The organism is Pseudomonas sp. GW821-FHT09A09, assembly GCF_059418405.1.
Genome location: NZ_JBWKPU010000041.1, coordinates 15,614 through 32,238, shown reverse-complemented (window position 1 = coordinate 32,238; position 16,625 = coordinate 15,614). Strand labels below are relative to the sequence as shown.

The following is a 16,625-nucleotide window of genomic DNA, read 5'->3' as shown; positions in this document are numbered from 1 at the left end:
CGGCCTTGGGCATGCTCTGGGCCCGGCGGCGTTTTTCGTTCAGGAGAATCTCAATGTCAGCATCCAATAACGTCATGGTGCTCTACACCGGCGGCACCATCGGCATGCAGGCCAGCGCCAACGGCCTGGCCCCCGCATCCGGTTTCGAAGCGCGCATGCGCGAACAGCTTGCCGGCCAGCCACTGCCCACCTGGCGTTTCCAGGAAATGACCCCGCTGATCGACAGCGCCAACATGACGCCCGCGTATTGGCAGCGCCTGCGCATCGCCGTGATCGACGCGGTGGACCAGGGCTGCGATGGCGTGCTGATCCTGCACGGCACCGACACCCTGGCTTACAGCGCGGCGGCCATGAGCTTTCAACTGTTGGGCTTGCCGGCACCGGTGGTGTTCACCGGTTCCATGTTGCCGGCCGGCGTGCCGGACAGCGATGCGTGGGAAAACGTCAGTGGCGCCTTGCAGGCACTGGGCACGGGCCTGACGCCGGGTGTGCACCTGCATTTCCACGGCGCAATGATCGCGCCGACCCGCTGCGCGAAGATCCGCAGTTTCGGCCGCAACCCGTTCGCGGCGCTGAATCGCCAAGGCGGTGCAGCCCGTGCAGACACCCTTCCCCTGACTCTGGACTTTCGCCTGCCCAAAGCCCTGGTCACCGTCGGCGTACTGCCGCTGGTGCCGGGTATTGGCGCTGCGCAGTTGGACGCCATGATCGGCAGCGGCATCCAGGGCCTGATTCTTGAATGCTTCGGCAGCGGCACCGGCCCGAGTGACAATGCGGACTTTCTCGCCAGCCTCCAGCACGCCCAGGAGCACGGCATTGTGGTAGTGGCGATCACCCAATGCCATGAGGGCGGTGTGGAGCTGGATGTCTACGAAGCCGGCAGCCGCCTGCGCGGCGTTGGTGTGCTGTCCGGTGGTGGCATGACCCGCGAAGCGGCGTTCGGCAAGCTCAATGCGCTGCTCGGCAGCGGGCTCGACACTCAGGAAGTACGGCGCCTGGTGGAACTGGACCTGTGCGGCGAGTTGCAGTGAATACCCGCCTTACATAAGCACCACCGCACCCGGTTCGACGCTTCCTAGCATGGCAACGCCCAGGTTTTTACTGGGCCTGTTGCCATTCTTTCGTGCAAGGAAGCGTCATGACTGCATCCCCCTCAACCGAACCTCATCAAAGCCTCACTGACGCGCTGATCGCGCAAATGTCCACTGGCCCCGCGTTTCGCGAAGTGGCCGCCACCTTGCTGCGTGAGCAATTGCAGGCGCTGTACCCCACGCTCGATATCGACCCGAATACCGCCGTGGTCGGTACTCCGCTGTGGGACATCGAGGATGACCAGATCGTACCGGCCGGCCGCCATTACCAGGTGCTCACCGACGTGCTCGCCGTGCAATCCGTGTTGGCAGTACCCACGCTCTACATCGAGGGCCAGCATTTTCTGACCCAACTGCCCGTCATTGAGCCAGCGATCCACCTGCCGGTGCGCATCCTCGATATCGCCAGTATCCTCAATACCCTGGCACCCGTGATGTTGCGCGGCTACCAACAGGCCCAACTGGAGTACTGGAACACCACCGAAAGTGACAGCGGCCCACGCTGGCACGGGCTATCGACCGTGCTGCGCGACCACTGGAACCTGGAACAAGTGCCTGGCTGGACCACGGCTGATTGCCAAATGGCACGCCAGCTGTTTCAAACCCCGGACGCGGCTACTCGCAAGCAACAAAACCCAAATGGCGCTCGAGCCTATGTGGTGGATGTCGACCAGATTGATGACGCGGGCAATACCTCCCACCTTGATGAAAACCTGATCAGCGTGCTTATCGGCAAACCGGAAGGCACCGAGGTGGTCCTCACCCATTCACTGATGGCGGGTTTCAAGAAGTACCGCTCCCTCGACGAACTGGGCAAGGACCTGTCACTGCCGGCGGTGTACAAAAAACTGGAGTGGCGCCTGGTCGAACCTGATGGTGATTTTTTCGACTACCTGGCCATTGCTTTCATCGGCATCCAGACCAAGGCGATCGGAGCTATCGACTTTTCCTACCTGCGCGAGCCGAACGTTTCACAGCACGTGCTGGCGCAACCGCCAACCCCCCGCGCCAAACGAAGCACACCGGCCCTGCTCGATTACATCCAAGCGCTCCCCGACTGGCTCACCAGCGCCACTGCGGCAGACCAGGCGGCGTACTCACGCCACCTCAAGGACCTGGCAGCCCTGCATAACGCCAACGAGGGCCGTACTTATGACGAAGGCATCAGCCCGCTCCCTCAATACACGCTCGAACAGCTCTGCGCGGAAATACTCAAGGACCACCCCGACGCACTCACGCAGTGGCTGAGCGACCTCGACATCGTCGTGCGCAGCCCCGTGGTCTGGGGCACATTCGCGGTGCCGGGGCAAATCGACACCACGGTGTTCAGCCTGGTGGAACTGGCCCTGCAAAACCTGATTGCCTTGCCGGTGGGCATCAAGTCCCTGCGCCTGCGAAACCCACACCCGCTGCCGGACTGGCTGACCGTCGAGTACCTGGAAGGCTTGATCAGCCGCGTGGACATCGGCAGCACCTACCTGGCGCTGATCCGCCGGACGCTGCTGGATAACGCTCAAGAGTCCGCACGCCGACGCTCGCTCTACGCCCAGCACTTGCGTATTCAACTGCCGTTATTGGCTTTGCAGTGCAAGTTGCGCCACGAAGATGGCATCGATGAACAAGGCTATGCGTATGTAAAGGCCGTAACACAGGCCGAGACCGCTGAACGCCAGGTACAGGGCCAGCGCATTGTGATGCGAGCGCTGGCGTTCGTGCCGACCCGTCGGCAGGGCAACATTGCCGACCAGGTCACCAATATGTTCGTGATCGGGCCGGAAGACCCGACCACCGGCCCCTGCCTGCTGTACCGGCCGCTGCTGGACAAACCCCTTTCCCAGTTCCCTTCGCAAAGCAACCTGCTCTATGCCTTGCAGCAGTCCAGAAGCCTGCGCGATTCGGTGCTGGCGTGGCTGCCGGATGACGTGCGCGATGATTATGCCCAATACGTGTTTCCCGGCGACCTGCCGTCGCCCTGGGCCGTGGTCGAATTCCTGGTAGACCCGTTCAAGCTATGGATCATGGGCGGGCCGCTGGCGCTCGGCCAGGAGACCATCGAAGGCGACCTGCCCGGCGTACTGTACGATGCCAATGCCAACGCGCTGATCACTCTCGCCGACCGGCAATCGGTGTCCAACGCCGAAGCGCGCTGGGCCACGTTCAAACGCGCCGGCTGGCTGATCTTCAATAGCGCACTGCCGTTTCTGGGGCGCACCGTCGGTGTGGCGGCCTGGATCTGGCAAATCATGGATCAGTTGCAAACCGTGGTCGACGCCCAGGAGCATCCCGAGCAGCGATCCACCTGGGCCGCACTCGCCGAATTGCTGCTCAACCTCGGCACGGCCCTGACCCTGCACAGTGTCACCCGCACCACACCACGCCGACCAACGCTCGGCAACACTGTGGTGGTGCCAAAACAACCCTCCCCTCCAACACCCGTCAGCATCACTCAACTGACGCCGATTGCCTCAGACGCGCTGATCGCCCATGACCAGCCCTTGCACGTCAGCGGCGCAATCAACCGGGCACCTACCCGCCTGGCCACCGTGCTGGACAGCTTCATGGTGGCCAAACCCGACGCGCTGGGAGAAGTCCACAACGAACCTGGGGCTTATCATCTTCTGTATGGCGACGGGCAAAGCTGGTACGCCCCGGTGGCACATCGCTGGTTCAAAGTGTTGGTCGACGAAAACGACGATGTACAGATTGTCGACCCCGCGCAACCCAGTCGTACCGGCCCGCTGTTGATTCACAACAGCAGCGGTCAGTGGTTTATCGATACCCGCCTGCGTCTGCGGGGAGGCGGTCCCAAGCTCCTGACCGCCAAGGCCCGCGCGCAAGCCAGGCAAAAGGCGCAGCAATTGCGCGAGCGCCTGGAGGCCTTCGAAAAAGGTAAACGGGCCGCCCAGGACGCGCTGCAACGGGCCCGGCAAGCGTTGGACGCCGCGCCCTCCTCCTCGGCCGATGCGCTCAGGCACACCTATATCCAGACCCTGGAGACCCAGCGTACGGAATACGAGTCGGCCCTGCAGATGCTCAAGGAGATGAATGTCCACGAACCCAGCGCAGAGTACGCGCCCAAGGCCCTCAACTACATCAAGGCCCAGGCCAGGCTGACCCAGGCCGCGCTCAGCGATATCCTCGCCCGCTTCACCCCCAAGTGGCGCACCGTGCACGATCAGATGCAGCGCCAGATCGAAGTGCCGCAAGAGCGTCATATCGAGGACTTTCGCGAACTGCGCGAGCTGGCCGGCAAGCTGCTCGTGCAGTTGGACTACATGCACGGTCGCTTCATCCAACTCAAGGGCCTGGCCAGGGATGGTGCGCTGTTACTCAATACCCTCAAGGGCTCGATGCCGGTCTACACCCCCGACGACCTCAAGGCGATACGCATATCACTGACGCGCAACCTGTGCCTGCCCGAGACAAGCATCAAGAGCACGCCGCAAGCCTGGTTGGCGATTGACCAGATTGTCGACACCGCCGACATCGCGATCCAATGCCTGCGTGACACCCTGGAGGAGCACAGCGATCGACGCCTGGACGAACGCATTGATACCTTGAGCAGCCTGATCGAACAGTTTCAATTACTGGACGAGCGCTTGCAGGATTTTCCCGTGGAGTTCTCCGAACAAGCTATCACCGATCAACTGCTTGAATTGCGCGGGGAACTGAGCGAGTTCCAGCACCGGGCCACCAGCAACCTCGGCATGCTGAGCCTGGAAAGAACCGCGCTCAGAAACCGCCCCACCCCGCCGTCTACGCCGCCGCGCCCCAGGAAACAATTTATCCACACCCGCTACAACGGCCTGTTGATCGGTGAGCCGCGCCTGACCGACTTGGGCCTGGAAACCGGCCTCGTGGATATTCGCTCACCCCTGACCCAGCAGGTGCTGGCTACCTATCATGAAAAAACCAAGGGCGTCTGGGTTGTACGCGACCGCACCCCGCCGCCGTCGGCCGGGCCCATTGCCGTGGATCTGCAGCAGAGCATCAGCCAGGGCCAGCGCCTGTTGAGTGAGCTGCCCGCATTTCTCGCACGGGCCCGTACCCACGCCAACCTCGCTGATCGTGCACCGTTTGGCATCGAGCACTTGTACCACCAGCATGCCAGTAGGCTGGAGTTGGCGCGTCACTCGATCGAACAGGCCCTGACGCAGCGCAACATCACCGACAGTGAAGCCTTGTCAGCACCGGCCAGCGCCGTGATCAAAGCCCTCGACGACGCCTTGGCCGACCTCTATCAGCAGAGCAATCAGCTGGTGCAACGCACGCTCAAGCTGCGGCCACCCACCGTATCGGGGGTTGAATGGCTCAAGCGGCACAATGTGATATCCATCAAGAAAACCGTGGCCCGCCGTCGCATCAAGTCCATAAACCCGGACTACCTGGATGAATACACCATCAGCGATCGCGTGACGGGGCAGGTGCTGTGGTACGCACATTTTCATTACAGCACTCACTGGACACCGGACAAAGCCTACCTGTCTGCCCGCCTGAAAACCCCGGACGAGTACCGCCTGGGCGCGGCTGCCGATACGGCCAAGGGCCTTGACCGCGCCCGGACCGTGGCGTTCTATCGCAGCGAGATAAGTCTGGAACAGGCCCGCGAACTGTTTTTTCAACGACCGAAGTCCGAGTCCGGGAACTGACACCCGGCATGTAACTTGCTGCCCGTAAGCCATACCCTCTACAGGTTTGCCCATGCTGCACTCACACCTGACCACGCTCAACGCCGTGTCCCTGGTGCTGTCCACCTTCAACGCCCAGGGTCTGGCGAGCGAGGTGTTGCTGGCCGGCAGCGGCATCGGCCTGACGGATCTGCGCCACGCCGACACACGTATCACCACGTGCCAGGAGATGCGGGTGTGTGCCAACGCCGTGGCGCTGCGCCAGGACATCGGCCTGGAGCTGGGCCAGCGCATGCATGTGTCGAGCTACGGTCTGCTGGGTTACGCGCTGCTCACCAGTGCCACCTTAGGTGACGCTTTGCGCCTGGCACTGCGCTACCCGGCGCTGTTGGGAACACTTTTCGAGCTGCGCCTGATGGAGGACGGCGAGCAGGTCTGGCTGACCGCCGGCGACTATCGGGAAGATCCGGCGCTGGCAGCGTTCAACGTGGAGTTTTGCCTGGTGTCGATGAAGGTCATCTGCGATGACTTGCTCGGCTGCGCGCTGCCTTTGCGTGAGGCGCGCTTCGACTACCCGGCGCCGGATTATCACGCCCGCTATGCCGAGCGCTTTGGCTGCCCGCTGCAGTTCGACGCCCCGGTCAACGGGTTTGCCTTTGACCAGGCATTGCTGGAACAACCCCTGCCCCTGGCAGACGCCATCACCCATCGGGCCATGGCCGACCGCTGTCGCAAACAGAACTCCGAGTTCACAGGGCGCCAGGCCTGGCTGAACCGTGTGCGCCAATTGCTGGCCGACCAACTGCATGCCGCTCCCGGCCTTGAGGGCTTGGCCGCGCAGATGAATTGTTCTGCACGCACGCTGCGCCGGCACTTGCAGGCCCTGGGTTGCAGCTACCAGCAACTGCTCGACGAGCTGCGCTTTGAAAAGGCCAAGCTGTGGCTCGCGCAAGACCAGATGCCGATCCACAAGATCGCCGAACAGCTGGGTTTCAGCGAAACCGCCAGCTTTCGCCACGCGTTTGTGCGCTGGAGTGGGGTAGCGCCCAGCCTGATGCGCCATTAAAGGGCGAATTACGGTCACGTTCTTTGGCCACATTTATCCCCTTCTGGCCGCTCCTGCCGTTTTCATGACTCGCGCTGAACGCAACACTGCAAGGCACAACAATGAGCCTGCGGGAGCCACCCATGCTGACGATCTACTCCGACGACCACCACCTGCACCACGGCCGCTGCGAACTGATGGACGGGCAACTGATGCCTTGCTTCGAGATGCCGTCGCGTGCCGACCATGTGTTGCAACGGGTCAAAGCCCGCGAACTGGGCCCAGTGCAGGCTCCCCAGGACTTCGGCCTGGCACCGCTGCAGCGCATCCACAGTCGCGACTACCTCGATTTTTTCAAAGGGGCCTGGGCGCGCTGGACCGAGTTCAACACGGACGGCGACCTGCTGCCATACACTTGGCCCGCCCGCACACTGCGCCGGGTATTGCCCACCAGCCTGCATGGTCAGTTGGGCTATTACAGCTTCGATGGCGGCGCACCGATCACGGCCGGCACCTGGCAAGCGGCCTACAGCGCGGCACAAGTGGCGCTCACCGCACAGCAGGCCATCCAACAGGGTGCCCACAGTGCCTTTGCCTTGTGCCGCCCGCCGGGGCATCACGCCGCCAGTGATTTGATGGGCGGTTATTGCTACCTCAACAACGCCGCCATCGCCGCCCAGGCGTTTCTCGATCAGGGTCACCAACGGGTTGCGATCATCGACGTGGACTACCACCACGGCAACGGCACCCAGTCGATTTTCTACGACCGCAGCGATGTGCTCTTCACCTCCATCCACGGCCACCCAGAGGCGGAGTTCCCGTTTTTCCTGGGGTATGCCGACGAGTTGGGAGAAGGCGCGGGCGAGGGCTTCAATTTCAATTACCCGCTGCCGGCCGGTTCCGGTTGGGAGGTGTGGAGCGCCGCACTCGACGCAGCGTGCCAGGAGACCGAACGCTATGACGCCGACATCATCGTGGTGTCCCTGGGTGTCGACACGTTCAAGGACGACCCCATCTCTCAGTTCAAGCTCGACAGCCCGGATTACCTGGCCATGGGCCGACGCATCGCGCGCCTGGGCAAGCCCACGCTGTTCGTGATGGAAGGCGGTTACGCGGTAGAAGAAATCGGCATCAACGCCGTCAACGTGCTCGAAGGTTTCGAACAAGAAGGAGCCACCCGATGAAGATGCTCGCCTCCCTGGCCCTATGCGCCGCCGTGTTGAGCGGTGCAGTGCAGGCCGAAGAAAAAACCCTCAAGGTCTACAACTGGTTCGACTACATCACCCCCAAGGCGCTGGAAGATTTCAAGGCGCAGAACCCCAGGATCAAGCTGGTGTACGACATCTTCGACACCAACGAAGCGCTGGAAGCCAAGCTGCTGACCGGCAACTCCGGGTATGACGTGGTGGTGCCCTCCAACGTGTTCCTCGCCAAGCAGATCGAAGCCGGCGTGTTCCAGCCCCTGGACCGCAGCCAGTTACCCAACTGGAACCACCTCGATCCCAAGCTGATGAAACTGATCGAAGCCAATGACCCCGGCAACAAATTCGCCGTGCCCTACATGTACGGCACCATCCTCATCGGCTTCAACCCGGACAAGGTCAAGGCGGTGCTGGGGCCGAACGCGCCGGTGGACAGCTGGGACCTGATCTTCAAGGAAGAGAACATCAGCAAGCTCAAGCAATGCGGCGTGGCCTTCCTCGATTCGCCGTCAGAGATTCTACCGCTGGCCCTGCAGCACCTGGGCCTGGACCCCAACAGCAGCAACCCCAAGGACTACGTCAAGGCTGAAGCGCTGTTGATGAAGATCCGCCCCTACATCACCTACTTCCACTCCTCCAAGTACATGGCCGACATCGCCAATGGCGACATCTGCGTGGCCGTGGGCTATTCGGGCAGTTTTTCCCAGGCGGCCAACCGCGCCAAGGAAGCCAAGAACGGTGTGACCGTGGACATGCGCCTGCCTAAGGAAGGCGCACCGATCTGGTTCGACATGCTCGCCATTCCCAAAGGCGCGCAGAACCCGCAGGACGCCTACACCTTCATCAACTACCTGTTGCAACCCCAGGTGATCGCGCCGATCAGTGACTTTGTTGGGTACCCGAACCCGAACAAGGACGCGACCGAACAGGTGGACCCGGCCATTCGCAACAACCCTAACCTGTACCCGACCGAGGCCGCGATGAGCACGCTCTATACCCTCAAACCGTTGGGGCGTGACGCGGAACGGGCCAGGACACGGGCCTGGACCAAGATCAAGTCGGGCACCTAAGCCGGGCTCAAACGGCCAGGAAGACCTGTCGCCCCGCGGCATTGGTGATCGGGCCACGATAGACCTTGCGCCCGGTCTCACGCTCGTACTCGCGGCCCAGTCTGCGCTGGGCCGCTGTTTTCAGGTGAGCAGCCGTGGGTTGGTCGCTGGCGGCCTCAACGCTGGGGTAATGAAAGTGGGCGTACCACAAGGGCTGCCCCTTTTCGGTGAGGTCCAGCACCTCGTATTCCTGCAAGTAGTCCACCACGCCATCGATGGTTTCCGGCACGCGGCCACCGACCCGCTGGATGCGGATCACTTTTTGCTCAAGCAAAAATTGCACGTCACCCAGTGTCGGCGTGGGTGTGTGCCGAGCCATTTCAATACGCAGGCAGCGGCCGTGGGCGCGCAGTTGTACGGCCTCGCCTCGCAACTGAGTGATCATTGGCGCAGCGCTGCTGGTGCGTTGAATGGCCTGTGCCGCGTCGTCGAAACGACGCGCGTTGCGTTCCAGGCCTTCCTCCACTTCTACCGCCAAAGTACCCGGCGCCTGGGACCGCCGGGTCGCGTCGCCGAGCAGCGCAGGCAAGGTGGCACTGAGAGCGGTGCCTGCACTGATTGCACGGCGCGCCGCCGGGCTCAATTGATCAATGTCACGCCGCAGCCTGGGCGCGCGTTGCAACTGCCAGCGGCCACGCGCGTCCGGAGCAAGGCCGGGCCCGTAGACTGTCGGCTGTTCGGGGTTATCGACGATTCGGTGCTCCACGAAGTTGATGTTCACGACGGGTGCAAACCGGTTATTCGATAAAACATTGAAGTGGTTTTCGTCTTTGTTGTAGATGAGCACATTGCCTACGCGATGAAGACCTTTGTGAACCCCCTCACCAATCGGCTGGCCCAGTGGCAACGGTAGCGGGCGTTTCAACTCGGCCAAGCGTTGTTCCTGCTTAACCGACAACGCCTTGCGAGCCCCGGCCCAGGCAGTATCCATCCGCTTGACCCTGGGGTGTGCATTCGCAACCTCGCCGGGATGCGCTGTGCCTGGGCACACCAGCAGCAGCGCCAGGTTACGTAGCAGGCTGACCTCACAGCGCCAGCCCCGCTCAGTGTCGCAGGCCCCCTGAAGGTTGCCGCTCACTTGCTTGAGACGCGCGAGGGTATCCAGGGGATGCTCGAACAGCGACAACCATCGCGAGATGCCGGCGTGGTACAGCACGCTGAACGGATCCTCCAGCGGCGCCCCGGTCTGCGGCGCGAGCATCACCTGCTCGATGACCTGTTGCGCCTCGGGCCGCAGCACCAGCCAGGGACCTTGCAGGGTCGTCGGCGGGCCCAGCAGATAACCGCTGCCATCGAGCAGCGGCATGATCCCCATGGCGACGCCACGCAGCCGCCGGTGCACGGCAAAGGTATTCACCGCTGCGCGCACCGTTCGATACCCCTCATGGGTGACATTGGCCTCATTGCGCAGGCTGCATTCCAGGGCCAGGCGACGCAGCTGAAGAGCCAACTGCCGGCTAAACAAAGCCTGTGCCTGTTCCGCGTCAGCCTCCAGTGCGCCGGCGCCCCTGGATTTCTCGTGGAACCGCGCCAGCGCTTCCAGCCACTGGCTATAAGCCAAGCGGCCGGAGGACGAGGCGTTTTTCAGCCACGGCGGCAACTGCTGTTCCAGCTCGAAACGCAGGCTGTCTTGCTCCGCCTGCAGCCCGAGAAAATCGGCAAAACCAGATGCCCAGGCCAGTTGCCGATCCAACGCCGCCAACGAGGAAAACGCGTCGGGATCGATCCAGGCGATGCGCTGCAACGCCCCCTCCAATGCACCCAGGGCGTACCCTTCGAAGACGTTATGTTCAAGGCGCTCTGCCGGTTTCGGCGGCACCGAGGCGTGATCTTCAATGTCCAGGCCTCGAGCCACGGTGAACATCAGTGGCGCGTCGTTGCCACGGGTAATGGTCAGTGCCAGGCAACCGTGCCGGGTGGTGAGATAAACCTGCGGCGAACGCTCGCCAAGCTGCTGCTCGCGCTCGCCACTGTCGGGGTAGTCCAGGATCGCCTTGACCATTTCCCGCGAAGACGCGGTATTCAACGCCCTGCGAGCGGTGCGCAAACGCCGCTCCAGTTGCTGTGCCAGATGTCGCCAGCGGCTGAACCTGCGGGTATCGGCACCCGTGAAAAAAGCGATCAGGTGCTCGCAGTAGTGTTCGAGCACGCCCTGATAGTGCTGGTCGAGACGGGCTTGGGTAATCCCCAGCGATTGAAGCGTGGGGCGCAGGGCAAACAGTTGGCTGAGCTGCAGCATGAAAGGGTCGAACATGATCATTACCTTGGCAAACACAGGAAACGCCGGGCGCAGATTGCCGCCGGCCTTGCGTGCTCAAGGTAGGGACCCGCGTCCTTGCGGTGTCTGTAGTTAGTTGACACACCCCCAGGCCTTGCGCAGACGCGCCAGCGCCAGGGCAATCCCCGCTTCCGGGACGGCAGCAAAGCCCAGCACCAGGCCGGCGCGCTGATCGTCGGGCGGGGCCGATTGCGCCAACCAGTAAGTGCTCAAGCCATTGATCTCGACATCCGCCGCGTGAGCTTGCGCGAGCAATTGCTGCTCACGGGCCAGGCTGTCCACGCGCACGGTCATATGCAGCCCCGCCGCTACACCAGGCAATGCACCCACACCCGGCAAATCGCGAGGCCAGCCCGCCAGCAAGGCATTACGCCGGCTCAAGGCGGCGCGGCGCATGCGGCGAATGTGCCGCTGAAAATGCCCGGCCGCCATGAACTCGGCCATGACGGCCTGGGTGCTGACTTCCGAGTGGCGCATGTCCACCGCACGGCGTCGGGAGAAGGCATCCACCAGCCGCGCCGGCAGCACCAGGTAGCCCAGGCGCAACGCCGGAAAGGCCACTTTGCCGAACGTGCCGACATACAGCACTCGCCCGCTACGGTCCAACGCTGCCAGGGGCGACAGGGGCGCGCCGCTGTAGCGGTACTCTCCGTCGTAGTCGTCCTCGATGATCCAGCCGCCCGTGCGCTCGGCCCAGGCCAGCAGCTCCAGGCGCCGTGCCAGGCTCATCACCACGCCCAACGGGTATTGGTGGGACGGCGTGACATAGGCCAGGCGACAGTCACCAAGGGTGTTCAACACCTGGCAGTCTATGCCCTCACTGTCCACGGGCACACCGTGCAATCGCCCACCCGCCAAGGCAAACGCATGGCCTGCCGCGCGGTAGCCAGGATTTTCTATGGCCACCCCATCACCCGGCTCCACCAGCAACTGTGCACAAAGGCTGATTGCCTGCTGCGCGCCACTGGTGATCACAATTTGTTCAGCTGTGCACTGCATGCCGCGCGAGCTGCGTAAATAAGCGGCGATCAAACCGCGCAAACGCGCATCGCCTGCGGGGTCGCCATAGCAGAGCTGCTCAAGGTTGGGTTTACGCCAGAACGCCCCGTTCAGCTTGGCCCATACCTCGAACGGAAACAGGTCGAACGCCGGGACACCCACTCGAAATGCCCTTGGCGGCCCCAATGGGACCTGCGCCAAATGGTTATTTTTTATCCGAGCCAAACCCGCGCTGTGGATAACTTCACTGTCCAGATCTTCCGGCAATTTTGCCCATTTTGTGGATAAGGCTGGGGATAAGCCTGTCGATAACCCTGTGGACAGTTTTGTGGATAGTTTTTTTGTGCTCGGCAATTGAGCTACATAGGTGCCATCACCGACCCGACTTTCGATAAACCCCTCGGCATACAACTGGTCATAGGCGCGCACCACGCTGTTGCGGGAGATGGACAAGGCTGCCGCCAGATCACGGGTCGCGGGCAAACGTGTGCCGCTGACCAACCGCCCATCCAACACACGCTGGCGCAGGGCTTCATACAATTGGCGAGTCAAACCGTGGCGGCGATCCAGCTCGATCCCGGCGGGGTTGAAGGACAGCGGTGGCGTGATCGGCGACATATTGGACCTATGAAATTGGCCTTAGATGGCTCTTACAACGAACCATTAGCCTGCCTAGGATGCAGGCATTCGCCAAGGAATATTTCCATGTACACACCCCGCGCCTTTGCCCTCGACGACCTGCCCGAACTGCAGCAACTGATCCAGCACACCCGCCTGGCGCAGTTGGTGACCTTTGGTGAGCAAGGTCTGCAAGCCAGTCATTTGCCGCTGCTGCTCAACCCCGATGAGGGCCCGAACGGCACACTCTATGGCCACCTGGCCAAGGCCAATCCGCAGTGGAAAGACCTGCAGAACGGCAGCGATGCACTGGTGATTTTTGCGGGCGCCGAGGCCTACATCAGCCCGTCGTTCTACCCGGCCAAGGCCGAGCACGGCAAAGTGGTGCCCACCTGGAACTACATCGCCGTGCACGCCTACGGCAAAGCTGAGGTGTTTAGCGATGCCGAACGGTTGCTCGCAGTAGTCAGTGCGCTGACCGACCGCCATGAAGGCGGCCGCGCCCAACCCTGGAAAGTCAGTGACGCCCCGGCCGACTACATCGACGGCATGCTCAAGGCCATCGTCGGTTTTGCCTTGCCGGTCGAACGCCTGATCGGCAAACGCAAACTCAGCCAGAACCGCAGCCCGGCCGACGTTGCCGGCGTACGCGAAGGCCTGGCCGCCAGCAGCGATGTGCGTGACCAGACCCTCGCCCGCTTTATTCCCCAAGGAGTTTCAGAATGAGCCAGATCGATATCCGCCAAGTCACCGCTGCCGACCACGCGGCCTGGCTGCCACTGTGGCAGGCATACTTGAAGTTCTACGAGACTGAACTGCCAGAGGCTGTGACCCAAAGCACCTGGCAGCGCCTGATCGACGCCCATGAGCCGACCCATTCGGCGCTGGCCTGGCAGGACGGCAAGGCGGTGGGCATGGTCAACTTCATTTACCACCGCTCCAATTGGAGCATCGAGAATTCCTGCTACCTGCAGGACCTGTTGGTGGACCCGGCTCAGCGCGGCACCGGTGTGGGCCGCAAGCTGATCGAGTTCGTCTACGCCACCGCCAAGGCCGACGGCTGCTGCAAGGTGCATTGGTTGACCCACGAAACCAATGCCACGGCGATCCAGCTGTACGAACGCATCGCCGAACGCCCGGGTTTCATTCAATTTCGCAAAGGCCTTTAAGGAGCGCAGCATGACCATTTCCCCCGCCGACTGGAAAGGCGTCCCGGCCCCTACCGTGCAACGGCTCGAAGGGCGCTTTATCCACCTGGAAAAACTCGACCCTGCACGCCATGGCGACCAACTGTTCCAAGCCCTGCAAGGCCCCGGAGCCGACCCCAAGTTGTGGGATTACCTGCCTTATGGCCCGTTCCCCGAGCGCGCCGCATTTGATGCCTGGCTCGACAACCATGCCCAGCACGCCGACCCGTATTTCTTCAGCGTGATTGACCGCGCCACGGGCCAGGTGCAGGGCATCCTCAGCCTGATGTCCATCGTGCCGGCCCAGGGCCGCATCGAAATCGGCCACGTGACCTTCGGCGCACCCATGCAGCGCTCGCCAAAAAGCACCGAGGCGGTGTACCTGCTGGCCAAGCATGCGTTCGAACAGGGCTACCGTCGCCTGGAGTGGAAGTGCAACAACGGCAACGCCCGCTCCAAATATGCGGCCGAACGCTTGGGCTTCAGTTTTGAAGGGGTGTTCCGCCAGCACATGGTGGTCAAGGGCCAAAACCGCGATACGGCGTGGTATTCGATTATCGACTCGGAATGGCCCAAGGTGGGGGCGGGCTTTGAGGAATGGTTGTCGGAGGGGAATCAGAGGGGTGATGGCCAGCTGAAAACCTTGGCCGAGTGCCGGGCCTAGCGCCTTGTACGGTTCCCACAAAAGTGGGAACCGTTCTGTCACACCTCCCGTCGCACCTTCACCACCCCCATTTTCAGCCCGAACGGCCTGAACACGGCATTCAGCGATTTCAGTGTCTGATTGCCTTCACCATGCTCAATATGCACCAAGGTGCGCACAGAGATTTTGCACATCCTGGCGAACTGGCTTTGGTGTAGCCCGGTGACTTCAGTGCGAAGACGGCGTACGGCCTCACCCAACTCAAGTGTGCCCTGCGCCAAGCCCAGCTCAACGTCTTCAATGACCTGTGCACGCTGGTCAATGGAAATACTCATATCAAACCCCATTCAGCCAAACGCCGGTCCAGCTCACGCAGCGCGATACGAGGATGGTTCAAGGTGACCTCCGGCAGGCCGCTGGCGACAAGGATGTCGGGCAAGGCTCGCAGACGCTGCGCCTCTTCACGAAGGCGCTCGTAAACCAAGCCTGGGTCAACCACTGGCGAAAGCACGTTGCAAACGCCTCGCCAATCAATGTCCCCCGCAACTTCCAGTGCCCCCGGCCACTTCGTGGTACGGGTGATGCCTTCATCATCCATGACCATTGGGGCCAGGTCGTAGATAGGCGCAAGGCGCAAGCTGCCGGGGCCCCTGATAATGGAGGTATTGCGCCCATGGTTATCGGAGTTACCGAGGATTTTGTTCAGCAAATCACGACGCAGGTAATCGACGATAAGGTCCGTGATTTGCTCGCCCTGACCGGCGGTTTTCCAAAGACTGACCAGCAGTTGCACAACGTTTACATGATCCATGGAACTGCCGGGCGCTGTATTGCCCGCCGCCGAATAAATCGACTCTATCGCAAAACGCTCTACGCCCTTGTCACTGACAGCACGATCAAAGCGGTGCATCCACACACTGGGCTTGCTGGCTTCTTCCAACGCGAGCCCTTCTGCTGCAACCGTTTCAATGCCCAGCGCCTGCAATGCCTTGTAGAAGTGGTATTCGCTCCTGAGGATGTCCTGATCGCGCTGCAAGCCTTGGTTGCGGGCGAACTTGATAAACCAGTGCTGACTAACGTTTTCATCCTCCAGTACCGCATCGGGGTACAGCAGCCCGTCACGGCCTTGAGCAAGCAGCAACTTTGGGGCTTCGCCACCCGCCCCCGTGGCGCCACCAATGGCAGCTCCCTGCTCATAAGCGTACTCAAGAAAGCGGTTATCGCGCTCAACGACCTCTTTGCGCGCAAAGCCGACGACAGGGCGACTTGCCTCTGCACGCACAGACTCCTTGATGCGCATATGGCCGATGGGCGCGGGCGTACTGCGCGCCAGCAGGAACAGGTCCGCGCTGAGGTTGTCGGGTTTTTCTGCGCCAATACGGTTCAGGAGAAAGCGTTTTGCAGCACCTGCCGGGGCAATGTCGTACAGGAACGCGGGCGCCTGATTGAGCGACTCCCGTCCCCAGGTGGGCGGTACTCGTACGCTGACCGCCGCGGAAAACAAAGTCTCAATGTAGTCCAGGTGATTCTCTAGATAGACGCTCTCGTAGGCGTAGCGACAAGGGCCGGCGAAACCGGCTTGTGGCTCGGTAAATTCCAGACTCATCGCGTCCTGCCAGACATCGGCATCGAACACCTGAAGCGTCAATTTGAACGTGGTTTCGGTCTGCAATTTAATGCACCTTAAGTCATCAGGAGGGCAGTTAATCTGCAATATAGTGCATAATTTCGAATGCCGCCGAGCAATTAGCGCAATATAATGCAAACGCATGCCCTTTATGGCAGGGATTTAAGCAATAAACTGCAGATTCACTACTCGTCATCT

Annotated in this window: 12 protein-coding genes; 8 read left to right on the top strand and 4 right to left on the bottom strand. The window is 61.7% G+C overall.

Translation table 11 applies throughout. The annotated features are described in order from the left end of the window. The first annotated feature begins 53 nt into the window (after positions 1 to 53). The 5 genes from AC07OV_RS26505 to AC07OV_RS26485 all read left to right on the top strand — a co-directional run bounded on the left by AC07OV_RS26505 (position 54) and on the right by AC07OV_RS26485 (position 9,036). Positions 54 to 1,031, top strand: a complete 978-nt coding sequence (locus AC07OV_RS26505) for an asparaginase (RefSeq protein ID WP_495093284.1) — start codon at positions 54 to 56, stop codon at positions 1,029 to 1,031. A gap of 107 nt (positions 1,032 to 1,138) precedes the next feature. Beyond that, positions 1,139 to 5,740 carry a hypothetical protein gene (locus AC07OV_RS26500; RefSeq protein WP_495093283.1) on the top strand — a complete coding sequence of 1,534 codons (4,602 nt, stop codon included), beginning with the start codon at positions 1,139 to 1,141 and terminating at the stop codon, positions 5,738 to 5,740. Positions 5,741 to 5,792: 52 nt separating this feature from the next. Then, positions 5,793 to 6,785: an AraC family transcriptional regulator gene (locus AC07OV_RS26495; RefSeq protein ID WP_176994510.1), complete on the top strand. Its 993-nt coding sequence runs from the start codon at positions 5,793 to 5,795 to the stop codon at positions 6,783 to 6,785. A 122-nt stretch (positions 6,786 to 6,907) separates the two neighbouring features. Continuing rightward, complete coding sequence (locus AC07OV_RS26490; RefSeq protein WP_495093282.1) at positions 6,908 to 7,948, top strand: histone deacetylase family protein; 1,041 nt, start codon at positions 6,908 to 6,910, stop codon at positions 7,946 to 7,948. After that, complete coding sequence (locus AC07OV_RS26485; RefSeq protein ID WP_176994512.1) at positions 7,945 to 9,036, top strand: polyamine ABC transporter substrate-binding protein; 1,092 nt, start codon at positions 7,945 to 7,947, stop codon at positions 9,034 to 9,036. The genes AC07OV_RS26490 and AC07OV_RS26485 overlap by 4 nt, the downstream gene beginning before the upstream one ends. Positions 9,037 to 9,043: 7 nt before the next feature. On the opposite strand, the gene AC07OV_RS26480 is transcribed toward AC07OV_RS26485, so the two are convergent. Next, positions 9,044 to 11,329 carry a hypothetical protein gene (locus tag AC07OV_RS26480; protein WP_495093281.1) on the bottom strand — a complete coding sequence of 762 codons (2,286 nt, stop codon included), beginning with the start codon at positions 11,327 to 11,329 and terminating at the stop codon, positions 9,044 to 9,046. A gap of 96 nt (positions 11,330 to 11,425) precedes the next feature. After that, the gene (gene pdxR, locus AC07OV_RS26475; RefSeq protein ID WP_494997497.1) at positions 11,426 to 12,970 is read right to left on the bottom strand and encodes a MocR-like pyridoxine biosynthesis transcription factor PdxR; all 1,545 of its coding nucleotides are present in this window, start codon (positions 12,968 to 12,970) and stop codon (positions 11,426 to 11,428) included. An 87-nt stretch (positions 12,971 to 13,057) separates the two neighbouring features. Here pdxR and AC07OV_RS26470 point away from each other — a divergent pair, with 87 nt between their 5' ends. From AC07OV_RS26470 to AC07OV_RS26460, 3 genes are read left to right on the top strand one after another with little or no spacing between them, the layout of a single operon-like run. Further along, on the top strand, positions 13,058 to 13,696 hold the full coding sequence (locus AC07OV_RS26470) for an FMN-binding negative transcriptional regulator (RefSeq protein ID WP_494997496.1): 639 nt from the start codon (positions 13,058 to 13,060) through the stop codon (positions 13,694 to 13,696). Further along, a complete protein-coding gene (locus AC07OV_RS26465; RefSeq protein WP_494997495.1) occupies positions 13,693 to 14,139 on the top strand; it encodes a GNAT family N-acetyltransferase in 447 nt (148 codons plus the stop codon). The genes AC07OV_RS26470 and AC07OV_RS26465 overlap by 4 nt, the downstream gene beginning before the upstream one ends. Before the next feature lie 10 nt (positions 14,140 to 14,149). Continuing rightward, entirely contained in the window at positions 14,150 to 14,821 is a 672-nt protein-coding gene (locus AC07OV_RS26460) for a GNAT family N-acetyltransferase (protein ID WP_495093280.1), read from the top strand. Between the two features lie 38 nt (positions 14,822 to 14,859). Here the strand turns inward: AC07OV_RS26460 and AC07OV_RS26455 are convergent, their stop codons facing one another. Both AC07OV_RS26455 and AC07OV_RS26450 read right to left on the bottom strand, forming a co-directional pair. Beyond that, positions 14,860 to 15,135 (bottom strand): helix-turn-helix domain-containing protein, encoded by a 276-nt coding sequence (locus tag AC07OV_RS26455; RefSeq protein ID WP_176994518.1) that lies wholly within the window; start codon positions 15,133 to 15,135, stop codon positions 14,860 to 14,862. Further along, on the bottom strand, positions 15,132 to 16,406 hold the full coding sequence (locus tag AC07OV_RS26450; protein WP_495093288.1) for a HipA domain-containing protein: 1,275 nt from the start codon (positions 16,404 to 16,406) through the stop codon (positions 15,132 to 15,134). Before AC07OV_RS26450 ends, AC07OV_RS26455 begins: the two co-directional genes overlap by 4 nt. Positions 16,407 to 16,625: the final 219 nt, after the last annotated feature.

Coding starts and splice junctions, on each gene's coding strand:
- AC07OV_RS26505 (WP_495093284.1), top strand. CDS start 54: ATGTCAGCATCCAATAACGTCATGGTGCTCTACACCGGCGGCACCATC.
- AC07OV_RS26500 (WP_495093283.1), top strand. CDS start 1,139: ATGACTGCATCCCCCTCAACCGAACCTCATCAAAGCCTCACTGACGCG.
- AC07OV_RS26495 (WP_176994510.1), top strand. CDS start 5,793: ATGCTGCACTCACACCTGACCACGCTCAACGCCGTGTCCCTGGTGCTG.
- AC07OV_RS26490 (WP_495093282.1), top strand. CDS start 6,908: ATGCTGACGATCTACTCCGACGACCACCACCTGCACCACGGCCGCTGC.
- AC07OV_RS26485 (WP_176994512.1), top strand. CDS start 7,945: ATGAAGATGCTCGCCTCCCTGGCCCTATGCGCCGCCGTGTTGAGCGGT.
- AC07OV_RS26480 (WP_495093281.1), bottom strand. CDS start 11,329: ATGTTCGACCCTTTCATGCTGCAGCTCAGCCAACTGTTTGCCCTGCGC.
- pdxR (WP_494997497.1), bottom strand. CDS start 12,970: ATGTCGCCGATCACGCCACCGCTGTCCTTCAACCCCGCCGGGATCGAG.
- AC07OV_RS26470 (WP_494997496.1), top strand. CDS start 13,058: ATGTACACACCCCGCGCCTTTGCCCTCGACGACCTGCCCGAACTGCAG.
- AC07OV_RS26465 (WP_494997495.1), top strand. CDS start 13,693: ATGAGCCAGATCGATATCCGCCAAGTCACCGCTGCCGACCACGCGGCC.
- AC07OV_RS26460 (WP_495093280.1), top strand. CDS start 14,150: ATGACCATTTCCCCCGCCGACTGGAAAGGCGTCCCGGCCCCTACCGTG.
- AC07OV_RS26455 (WP_176994518.1), bottom strand. CDS start 15,135: ATGAGTATTTCCATTGACCAGCGTGCACAGGTCATTGAAGACGTTGAG.
- AC07OV_RS26450 (WP_495093288.1), bottom strand. CDS start 16,406: ATGAGTCTGGAATTTACCGAGCCACAAGCCGGTTTCGCCGGCCCTTGT.